A 10,643-nucleotide genomic window follows, 5' to 3' on the forward strand; every position below is an offset into this window, starting at 1 on the left:
CGCATGAAGAAGGTCGACTACGACGCACGCCTGCACGCCGTCTACGCCGCCGGCCGGCAGATGTCACCTGATGCCCTGCGAACCTGGATGACGGCGTTCGCACGCCACCTGCCGCAGACACGGCCACTGGTCTGGCTCGACCTTGGCGCGGGTACCGGCCGCATGACCCCCTCGTTGGCGCATGCCTTCGGCGGACCCGTCCACGGAGTCGAGCCATCGGACAGGATGCGTGCGCGAGCCATCGCCCACGCCGGCCATCCCGCCGTCACGTACACGGCCGGGGCTGCCGAGCACATCCCGTTGCCCGACGCCTCGTGTGACGCGGCCTTGCTGTTCTTCGTCTGGCACCACGTCGTCGATCGCGAGGCCGCTGCTCGGGAGCTGCGCCGGGTCGTCAAACCAGGCGGGAAGCTCTTCGTGCAGGTGAACTTCTCCGACAACATGCCTGACGTCTGGTGGTTCCGCGTCATGCCCGAATGGAAGAAGGTCGACGCGGCCCAGTTCCGGTCCGAGAACGAGGTGAGGAGTGACTTCGCCGGCGCCGGGTGGACGTTCGTCTCTCGTGACGAGATCACCTGGCTTCGCTCGGCGAACCTGGCCGAGGACTTCGAGAGGTTGAAGCTGCGTTCGGTCTCGGTCTTCGAGCACATGAGCGCGGAGGTCGTCGAAGCGGGCTTCGCCAGAATCGAGGCAGCGCTGCCCTCACTCGGCGACGGGCCCCAGTACGAGACAAGCAGGCTGCTCGTCTTCCGATGCTAGGCAGCCCGAGACCGTGGACCTGCTGCCACTAAGCTGGTTCGCATGATGACGTTCTTCTTTCGACTGGGCTAGCAGGCCGCTAGCCAGATCGAGGAAATCCCGCGGCTAGCGATGTGGGACGGCTGTTCGCCGACCCAGGTCGTACTTCGGGAGTGTCGTCATGCCTTCGCGCCGCCAATCGGCGGTGGGTACTCACCTGTTCGCGCGCACAGTCCACGGCTTGGAGCACGTCGCCGCCGAGGAACTCCGCGAACGGGGCTGCACGGTGATCACCGTGTCCCCACGCCAGCTCGTCTTCTCCGGTCCGCCATCGGTGCTCGAACAGCCGCCCCGCACCGTCGACGACGTGTTCCTGCTCGCGCTGTCCGCGCCGGATCCCGGCCCCACCCGCTCCGCTCTCGGTGCGCTGTCCCGGCTTGTCGCGTCGACACCGTTCGACGTGGTCGAGGCGACGTTCCTCAGTGTGTCGGCTTCCATGGCGGGGCGTCGCACCTACAGCCGGTACGACGTCGAGGACGCGGTCGGCACCGTGCTCGCGTCCCGGTTCGGCGCGGTGTACGTGTCGCGGCGGAACGGTCGCGTCCCACCGGCCGGTGCGGTGGACTGGCGGGTGACGATCGACCAGCGCGGTGTCCACATCGGACTTCGCGGCAACCGGCCGCCGCTGCACAGAAGGCCGTGGAAGGTCGCGTCCGTGCCGGGCACGCTGCATCCACCCGTGGCCGCCGCGATGGTCCGCCTCGCGGGTGTTCGCACCGGTGAGGTCGTCGTCGATCCGTGTTGCGGCGCGGGCACACTGCTCGTCGAGGCGCCCGTGCCCGGCGTTGGCAGCGACCTCGCCGGAGTCGCCGCCGCGCGGGTGAACGCTCACCACCGTCCGGACATCGCCTGGCTGACCGCGGACGCCCGCCGCCTGCCGTACCCGGACGCCTCGGTCGACCACATCATCACCAACCCGCCGTGGAACAGGCAGGTCACCGCTCGGGGCACCGTCGCCGAGTTCCTGCGGGAGTGGCGTCGCGTGCTGCGCCCAGGAGGCCGGCTGACCTGCCTTTCCCCATGGCCGTCGCTGACCGGTTTCCACACACTCGCGCGGTACCCGATCAGCCTGTTCGGCCAGCACCCGGTGATCACGGTGTGCCAGCGATGACCGCCTCGCTAATGGGAAGTACGGGAAATACCGGCCTCCTTCGGGCGTGGTGCCGGCGGGATTCATCAAGCACGCTCGGAAGGTCGTCCTTCTCACCCCTGCTGGAGGCAGCGACCATGCGTAAGTTTCTCGTGCCACTCGCCACGTTGGCACTCGCAGCGGTGGCGGTTCCCCAAGCGTCGGCGGCACCGCCGGGCGTGCTCGCCGCGCCCGACATCCCCGTCGCCAACGTGCAGGCGCACCTCAACCAGTTCCAGACCATCGCGAACAACAACGGTGGTAACCGGGCGCACGGTAGAACCGGCTATCGCGCGTCCATCGACTACGTGCAGGGGCGGCTCAACGCCGCCGGCTACACGACCACACTGCAGGCGTTCACCTCCGGCGGCGCGACGGGCTGGAACCTGATCGCGGAGTGGCCACGCGGCGACGCCAACAACGTGATCATGGCCGGCGGCCACCTGGACGGTGTCACCTCCGGACCGGGCATCAACGACAACGGGTCGGGCTCGGCGGCTCTGCTCGAGATCGCGCTCACCGTCGCCAGCCAGAACTACACGCCGGCGAAGCGGATCAGGTTCGGCTGGTGGGGTGCGGAGGAGCGCGGGCTGGTCGGCTCGACGTTCTACGTCAACAACCTGCCGAGCGCCGAGCGGGCGAAGATCGACGCCTACGTCAACTTCGACATGATCGGCTCGCCTAACGCGGGCTACTTCGTGTACTCGGCCAGCGGTCAGCCGTCCGGATCCCTTGCGTTGCAACGGGTTCTGGAGGCGCCGTTCGCGACGATGGGCGTGCCGACGGAGCTGACGTCGGTGGGCGGCCGGTCCGACCACGCGGCGTTCGCGAGGGCCGGCATCCCGGTCGGTGGGCTGTTCACGGGCGCGGAGGTCGCGAAAACGTCGGCACAGGCCCAGAAGTGGGGCGGCACGGCCGGGCAGGCGTTCGACCGCTGCTACCACTCCTCCTGTGACACGACGAGCAACATCAACGTGACGGCACTGAACCGCAACGCAGATGCCATCGCCTCAGCGATCTGGACGTTGTCCGCCGCCGCGCCGACGCCGGCGGGTCCGCGCTTCGAGAACACCGCGGACGTCGCGATCCCCGACCAGTCCACTGTGGAAAGCCCGATCGCGGTGACGGGTGTCTCGGGCAACGCGCCGGACACGCTGCAGGTCGGCGTGGACATCACGCACACCTACATCGGTGACCTGGTCGTGGACGTCCTCGCGCCGGACGGCAGCGTGTACAACGTTCACAACCGCACCGGCGGCAGCGCCGACAACCTCTCGACGACGGTCACGGTCAACGCGTCGAGCGAGGTCGCGAACGGCACCTGGCGGCTGCGCGTGCGCGACGCCGGACCGCAGGACACCGGCTCGATCACCGCGTGGAGCATGCAGTTCTGACCGGACGCACCGCAGGCCCGGGAGAGGTCCGCGCCTCTCCCGGGCCTGAATGGTCAGTCACCGGTTGGCGGCCAGCACTGCCGCGAGGCCCTCTTGTAGATCTTTGACGAAATACTGGGGAACCTCCAGCGACGGGAAGTGTCCCCCGGATTCGGGTGACCTCCACCGGACGATCTGTCGGTACCGCTCCTGTGCCCAGGGGCGTGGGCATTTCTCGATGTCGCGGGGATACATGCTGATCGCTGACGGGACGTCGACGCGGAGTTCGGGGTCGAGCGAGTTGTGGCTTTCGTAGTAGATGCGGGCTGCCGACGCACCGGTCCGTGTCAGCCAGTACAGGGTGACGTCGTCGAGAACGCGGTCCTTTGAAATCGTCTCGAACGGGCTGTCTTCGGTGTCTGACCATTCGGCGAACTTGTCGAGGATCCAGGCAAGAAGCCCGACCGGTGAGTCGACGAGTGAGTAGCCGATGGTCTGCGGTCGGGTCGCCTGCTGCTTCGCGTACGCCGCGCGGTGGTGCCAGAAATCGTGGGTTTGCTCGGTCCACGTGCGCTCGAGGGCGGTCAGCCCGTCCGTTGTCAACCCGGGCGGTCCCTGCGCGAACGTCGTGTGGATGCCGAGAACGTGCGCCGGGAACCTGCCGCCGAGAACCGTGGTGATATTGCCGCCCCAGTCGCCGCCGTGGGCTACGAACGTGGTGTAGCCGAGCCGTCCCATCAGTTCCACCCATGCGGCCGCGATCTTCTCGGTTCCCCACCCGGTGGTGGCCGGCTTGTCGCTGTAACCAAAGCCGGGTAGCGATGGAACCACGACGTGGAACGCCGGCGCGTCCGCGTCTTTCGGCTCTGCCAGCTCGTCGACGACATCGACGAACTCGGCGATGCTGCCTGGCCAGCCGTGCGTCAAGATCAGGGGGGTGGCATCCGCCCGCGTGGACCGGCGGTGCAGGAAGTGGATTCCCAGATCATCGATGGTCGTGCGGTACTGGCCGATCCGGTTGAGACGCTCCTCGAACGACCGCCAGTCGTACCCGGTGCGCCAGTAGTTCACGACATCGACGAGGTCGGCGAGAGGAACGCCCTGTTCCCACCGGCGAGGGTCGGGCCCGGCGCGGTAGACCGTCTCAGCCTCCGGTAGCCGCGCCTCGGCCAGTCGCACCCGCAGATCGTCGAGGTCAGCGTCGGTCGCGTGGGCTTCAAATGCTTGTACGTCGCTTGTTGGGCGGGACATGAGACCTCCTTGCCATCGCGGAACCGGCTAAGACGGTTCTGACATGTCCCCGCGGCGACGCGCAACCGGCTAAGGTGGTTCCATGCGTGCTGGGTTTCCTGACTTCCGCCTCGGTACCGTGCTGGCCACCAGCTTCACGGGGACCCTGTCGGAGCGTCACGGCGACGCTGTGGAGCGCATTCCCACACCGCAGCGACTCGTCGACTGGCTGGCAGTGAACGGCCTCGCCGTGGACTCCTGCACCACCGCCCAACTCGACCTCGCCTGGGAACTGAGGGAGTCGATCCACGCCGCCGCGACAGCGGCCGCGACCCAGGACGCTCTCCCCGCATCCGCTGTCCACGTCATCAACGACCGCAGCATGCAGGGTCGGGCCGCGGCGATCCTGACGTCCGAGGGTCAGCGGCTATGGCGGCTCAGCTCGACTTCCCGCGTGGAAGACGCCCTCAGCGTGATCGCCGCCGACGCGATCAGCATCATCGCAGGCGAACGAGACGGAAAACTGGCCCTGTGCGCATCGCCGACCTGCCAGGCCGCCTTCTTCGACACCAGCCAAAGCCGCACCCGCAGATGGTGCGACATGAACACATGCGGGAACCGTCAGAAGAAGGCGCGCTTCAACGCCAAGCAGCGCAAAAACCCCAGACCAGCGGAGTGATCGTCACCTCGGCTCCAGCAACGTGGTGATCGCGTCTCCGATCGGACCGATCTAAGGTACGCGCGTTCGTGCCGGTCGGATCGGTGGAGGGCGCTCATGGTGGAGTACACGTCTCGGCACTCGGAGTTGCATGCCGGCTTCGGCACACCTGACCCCGAGTTCTCACCCGCCCCCATCTGGTGGTGGAGCGGTGGCCGGGTCGAGCTCCCCGTGCTCCGCGACCAGCTTGATCAGCTACTCGACCAGGGCGTCCACAACGTCGTCGTCATCAACCTCGCGCCTTCCGGGCCCAGTTACGGGGCACTGGCCGACGAACCGGCCCTGCTCAGCGAGGACTGGTGGGACCTGTGGGCCGGGCTCTGCGCCCACGCCCGGAACCGCAAGGCGCGGCTCTGGTTCTACGACCAGATCGGGTTCTCCGGGGCCAACCTGCAGGGGCGCGTCGTGGCCGCGACCCCCGAGTTCGCCGGCGCCTCCCTCGAATGCGTCACCGGTGAGGGCGAACTGTCCGTGCCGGACGGCGGGGAGGTCGTCGGCGCGTGGGCCGTCGACGAGCGGCGACCGCTCGCCGTGCACGACGGGCGCGTCACGCACAGCGGGCCGGCGCTGCTCGCCTACAGCCTGCGCCGCGGGTTCGACTACACCTCGCCCAACGCCTGCGCCGTGCTGTTCGACCAGGTACACGGCGAGTTCGAGCGCCGCCTCGGCGACTACCTCGGTGACGTGCTCGTCGGCTCGTTCCAGGACGAACTGCCGTCGATGCCGACCTGGTCGCCGCGTTTCGCCGACGAGTTCGCCAAGCGGTGCGGGTACCGCATCGAACCGTTGATCGGCGCGCTGTGGCACGACTGGGGACCGGAGTCCGCCCGCGTCCGCGTGGACTACCAGCGGGTGCGCGCCGCACTCAGCGAGGAGGCTTTCTTCGAACCGCTGCACCGTTGGCACGAAAAACACGGTATGACCGTCGGTGTCGACCAGCAAAGCCCGTCGCGAGCTGGCGAACCACTCGGTTGCACCCGCCAGTACGCCGACTATCCACGCACCCACCGCTGGTACACCGCGCCCGGCAGCGACCACTGGGGTGACGCCAAACTCCACAGCTCCCTGGCCCACCACTACGGCCGACCCCGAACCTGGATCGAGGCGTTTCACTCCACGGGTTGGGGCGGCACCCTCGAGGAAACATTCGACTGGCTCCAGCCCTGGCTCCTGTCGGGCGCGACTTTGTACAACCCGCACGCCGTTTACTACGACATCCGCGAGGGTTGGTGGGAGTGGGCGCCGCCAAGCACCTGCTGGCGTCAGCCCTACTGGCCGCACTATCGCCATTTCGCCGACACCATCAGCCGTCTGTGCTGGTTGTTGACGCGTGGCGAGCACGTGTGCGACGTCGGCGTCCTCTTCCCTGCCACGACGGTCGCCGCCGGCACGATGCTCGACGACGTCCGTGCCGACGCGACGCTCGCGCACCGCATCTACCTCGACGTCGTCGGACGGATGCTCTGGTTCAACGCCGCCCCGGGCATGCTTCGGGAGGCCAACCTCGACTTCGACGTCCTCGACGACCACACGATCGCCACCGCGAAAGTCGATGCCGGTGCCCTGCACACCCGCGGCGAGCGATACCGGGTCGTCATCGTGCCGGCGTGCACGGTCCTGGAGGCGGCGACCGCGCGCCGCCTCGTCGAACTGGCCGAGTCCGGTGGACAGGTGGTGCTGCTCGGTGCGCTACCGGAGCACGCCGACACTCCGGACGGGGACGCGTTCGTCGCCCGCCTGCGCGAGGTCGGCGTGACCGAACTGCCGGCCCTCGAACCGAAAGTGAGCGCTCACACGCCGGTGTTGCGGCGCCGAGTCGGCGATCGCGACGTGCTGCTGGTGACGGCCGGCTCGGCGACCGCGAACCCGATCCTGCCCGGTACGGCGTGGTCCGACGCCGTCGAGGATCTGGACATGGGCCACTACAACCAGGAGTTGCGTGCGCGGGGCTACGACTTCGACCCGTCACGGCCGCCCGCGACGACCACGGTGTTGCTGGCCGGCACGGTGACCGACGCCGAGCAGTGGGATCCGCTGACCGGCACCGCGACACCGGCGCCCTGCCGCGCGGTGGACGGCGGCACCGAGGTGACGGTGACGTTCGAGTCGGCGCCCGCCGCGGTGCTGGTGTGGTCGGACCACGCGGGCACCGTCGTGCCGGCCGCGCAACGGGAGACGCTCACCGCGGTCGACCTGGACGGACCCTGGCTGGCCACTGTGGACTCCCCCGTGCGGCAGTGGCGACCGTGGCACCGCGTCGGCGACGGCGAGTGGCGGCAGGTGCTCGTCACGCACGGCGAGTTCGCACGAATGCGGGTCGACGACGGCGACTGGCGGCCTGTCGAGTACTCGCTGTCCCGTGGCATCGAGAAGGACCCGGTGCACATCCCCGCCCTCGGCCCGAAGGGCCGGGTGCCGGAGGAGTTCTGGCACGTCGACGACGCTGAGACCGTTCGACTCCGGACGACGTTGCCCACCCCGTCGGGGCCGCGCACACTGGCGATCGCGGCGAACGGCGCGGTCGAGGTCTGGTGGAACGGCGTACGCCTGCCCGACGACCCGGGCGGCTACCTGCGTTTGTTCGACGTGACGTGTGGTTCGTCAAACGAACTGGAGATCCTGGTCCGGTCCGAAGAGGATGGTCCGCTGCGAGGCTACTGGGCACTGACCGACGATCGGGAGTCGTTCAGCCGCCCGGAATGGCTCACCCCCGCGGCGCCGGCCTCACCTGGGAGCACGGTCCGCGCCACTGCCACGCTCACCGTGCCAGAGCCGGGTCGGCTCACGGTCCAACTTGGCACGGAAGGCGCGGCGACGTTCCTGGTCAACGGGGTGGAGATCGCGGTGCAGGGCGCGTTCGACCCGTACGCGACGCGCCCGAACCCAAGGATCCTGCCGCACGAGATCACGCTGCGCGCGGGGGAGAACCGCCTGGAGGTCGTGTTCCGCGATATGGGCGCACCGGTGTCACTGATCTTCGACGGGCCGTTGTGCCAGTGGACGTGGACGAGGGACGGTGTGCCGGTGCCGGCGGCGCTGCGTCGACGCCAGTCGTATGACTCGAGGTGGGCGCTGCTGCGAGCACGCCCCCACCCGCTCCCACGCGCGGCGTGGCTGGACGACGCACCGACGACGGGCGTGCTGGACGTGGTGCCGGACTCCGGCCACGAGCGGCGGGAGGAATGGTTCCGCCTCGACGTGCCACCGGGCGCGCGCAGGGTGCGGCTGCCGATCGTGGGCGAGACGACGACATGGGTCGACGGCGTGGAGTTGACACACGAGGAACTGCCGAACGGGCGAGAACTCCTGATCAGAGTGCGCCCGACAGACGGCCGCACAGGCGGCGCACTGTGGGACGGCCCTGCGGAGTTCGACTGCGCCGAAAACCTGGAATGGCCTCCGGCCCCCGACAACCAGCCTACCGGCGACGACCGACAGAACAGCCCCACAGAACCGCCCGCCGACGAACTCCCCAACCCCAACCCGAACGAAAGTCCCATTGGTGCGGCTCAGGGGGCCCCCGGTTTCAACGTTACCGGTGAGGGCCGACAAATCTGGGCCGTTGAGGGTGCTGGCGGTGGGATTCCTGGGGTGAGTCCGAGCGAAAGTCCCATTGGTGCGTCTCAGGGAGCCCCCGGTTTCAACACTACGGGTGAGGAGCGACAATTCGCGGCTGCTGAGGCGGCCGGTGGTGAAACTCCTGGGGTGAGTCCGAGCGAAAATCCCACTGGTGCGGCCGAAGGGCTCTCCGGTTTCAACGCTGAGGGCGAGGGCCAACAACCCGGTCTTGGTGAAGCACCTGGGGTGAGTCCGAGCGAAAGTCCCATTGGTGCTGCCAAGGGGGCCCCCGGTTTCCACGCTACCGGCGAGGACCGACAAAGCCCGACTGTTGCGGCCGGTCCTGAGCGAACATCTGGTGTGAGGGCGAACGAAAGTCCCATTGGTGCGGCTCAGGGGGCCCCCGGTTTCAACGTTACCGGTGAGGGCCGACAAATCTGGGCCGTTGAGGGCGTTGGCGGTGGGATTCCTGGTGTGAGTCCGAGCGAAAGTCCCATTGGTGCGTCTCAGGGGGCCCCCGATTTCCACGCTACCGGCGAGGACCGACAGGGATGGGGTGTTCAGGGGTTGCCTGTGGACAACCGGTTTGTTGGGGTGGGGCCTTGGGAGCTGTTCGGGCTTGGGTCCTATGCCGGCGGCGTCAGTTACCACCGCGAGCTTCATCTCGGTCGGCCTGGGACCGTGGTGCTCGATCTCGGGTTGGTGCGGGGGACGGCCGAGGTTCGTGTCAACGGGGTGGTCGCCGGGGTGCGGATCTGGTCGCCCTACCGGTTCGATCTCACCGGGTTGGTGCGCGATGGGGTCAATCACCTGACGGTCACCGTGCGCAATACGCTCGGGGCCTTGCTCGACGACACCTCCCCGACCGCCGGGGTCTACGCCGGGCAGCGGGTTTCCGGGTTGCTCGGGCCCGTTCGGCTCTTGACCTGAGCAGGTGGGCTGTTACAGGCTGTGTGATGTTGACGGGAAAAATGTTAAGAGGAGCATGACCGAGGACACCAGCGCCCGCCGTGGGCCGGACTGGCGGCGGAAGGCACTCGCCGACCACGTGCTGTCCGCCGGCTCGGTCAGTGCCGCCGAGCTGGCGGAGCTGTTCGGCGTCAGCCTCATGACCATCCACCGCGACCTCGACGAGCTCGAACGTCAGGGCATCGTCCGCAAGTACCGCGGCGGGGTCACCGCGCAGCCGTCCGGGGTGTTCGAGAGCAACGTCGCGTACCGGATGAAGTCCATGCGGCAGGCCAAGGACACCATCGCCGCGCGGGCGGTCGAGCTCGTCGAGCCGGGGATGGCGGTCATGCTCGACGACTCCACCACGGCACTCGCCCTCGCCCGCCGCCTGGTCGGGATCACGCCGCTGACCGTGGTCACCAACTTCCTCGAGGCCATGAACCTCCTCGCCCGCGAGCGCGACATCCGCCTGATGGCGCTCGGCGGCGACTACGACCCCCTCCACGACTCCTTCCTCGGCATGTCCTGCGTCGACGCCATCGAGTCCCTGCGCGTCGACCTGTGCTTCGTCTCGACCTCCGCTGTCTCCGCCGGGTTCGCCTACCACCAGGAACAGCACATCGTCTCGGTCAAGCGCGCCATGCTCGACGCCGCCAGCCGCAACGTCCTGCTCATCGACCACACCAAGCTCGGCCGCGTCGCGCTCCACCGGGTCGCGCCGCTGTCGGTGTTCGAGCGCGTGATCGTCGACGACGGCGCCAGCGTCGACGCACTGCGTGAGCTGGACGAGCACAAGGTCGGCTACGAGGTCGCCGCCACTTCTTGACACGTTTCAATATCGCTCTCTACGCTCCACATCACACTTCCTGGTGTTAACTTCACATCT

At 68.2% G+C, this 10,643-nt stretch carries 7 protein-coding genes; 6 read left to right on the forward strand and 1 reads right to left on the reverse strand.

Annotated elements, in window-relative coordinates; translation table 11 throughout:
• Positions 1 to 3 precede the first annotated feature (3 nt).
• The 3 genes from VF106_RS50480 to VF106_RS50490 all read left to right on the forward strand — a co-directional run bounded on the left by VF106_RS50480 (position 4) and on the right by VF106_RS50490 (position 3,321).
• Complete coding sequence (locus tag VF106_RS50480) at positions 4 to 759, forward strand: class I SAM-dependent methyltransferase (protein WP_330847303.1); 756 nt, start codon at positions 4 to 6, stop codon at positions 757 to 759.
• Positions 760 to 979: 220 nt separating this feature from the next.
• Complete coding sequence (locus tag VF106_RS50485) at positions 980 to 1,909, forward strand: methyltransferase domain-containing protein (RefSeq protein ID WP_330847304.1); 930 nt, start codon at positions 980 to 982, stop codon at positions 1,907 to 1,909.
• 116 nt (positions 1,910 to 2,025) lie between these two features.
• Positions 2,026 to 3,321: a M28 family peptidase gene (locus VF106_RS50490; RefSeq protein WP_330847305.1), complete on the forward strand. Its 1,296-nt coding sequence runs from the start codon at positions 2,026 to 2,028 to the stop codon at positions 3,319 to 3,321.
• 57 nt (positions 3,322 to 3,378) lie between these two features.
• On the opposite strand, the gene VF106_RS50495 is transcribed toward VF106_RS50490, so the two are convergent.
• Positions 3,379 to 4,551, reverse strand: a complete 1,173-nt coding sequence (locus VF106_RS50495) for an epoxide hydrolase family protein (protein ID WP_330847306.1) — start codon at positions 4,549 to 4,551, stop codon at positions 3,379 to 3,381.
• An 82-nt stretch (positions 4,552 to 4,633) separates the two neighbouring features.
• On the opposite strand from VF106_RS50495, the gene VF106_RS50500 reads away from it, so the two are divergent.
• The 3 genes from VF106_RS50500 to VF106_RS50510 all read left to right on the forward strand — a co-directional run bounded on the left by VF106_RS50500 (position 4,634) and on the right by VF106_RS50510 (position 10,583).
• Positions 4,634 to 5,209, forward strand: coding sequence for a CGNR zinc finger domain-containing protein (locus VF106_RS50500; RefSeq protein WP_330847307.1), 576 nt, complete (start codon positions 4,634 to 4,636; stop codon positions 5,207 to 5,209).
• Between the two features lie 96 nt (positions 5,210 to 5,305).
• Entirely contained in the window at positions 5,306 to 9,736 is a 4,431-nt protein-coding gene (locus tag VF106_RS50505) for a glycosyl hydrolase family 2 protein (RefSeq protein WP_330847308.1), read from the forward strand.
• Positions 9,737 to 9,791: 55 nt separating this feature from the next.
• On the forward strand, positions 9,792 to 10,583 hold the full coding sequence (locus tag VF106_RS50510) for a DeoR/GlpR family DNA-binding transcription regulator (RefSeq protein ID WP_330847309.1): 792 nt from the start codon (positions 9,792 to 9,794) through the stop codon (positions 10,581 to 10,583).
• Positions 10,584 to 10,643: the final 60 nt, after the last annotated feature.

Origin of the sequence: Actinophytocola sp. (assembly GCF_036378875.1) — a bacterium.
In the GTDB taxonomy this organism is placed as follows: domain Bacteria; phylum Actinomycetota; class Actinomycetes; order Mycobacteriales; family Pseudonocardiaceae; genus Actinophytocola.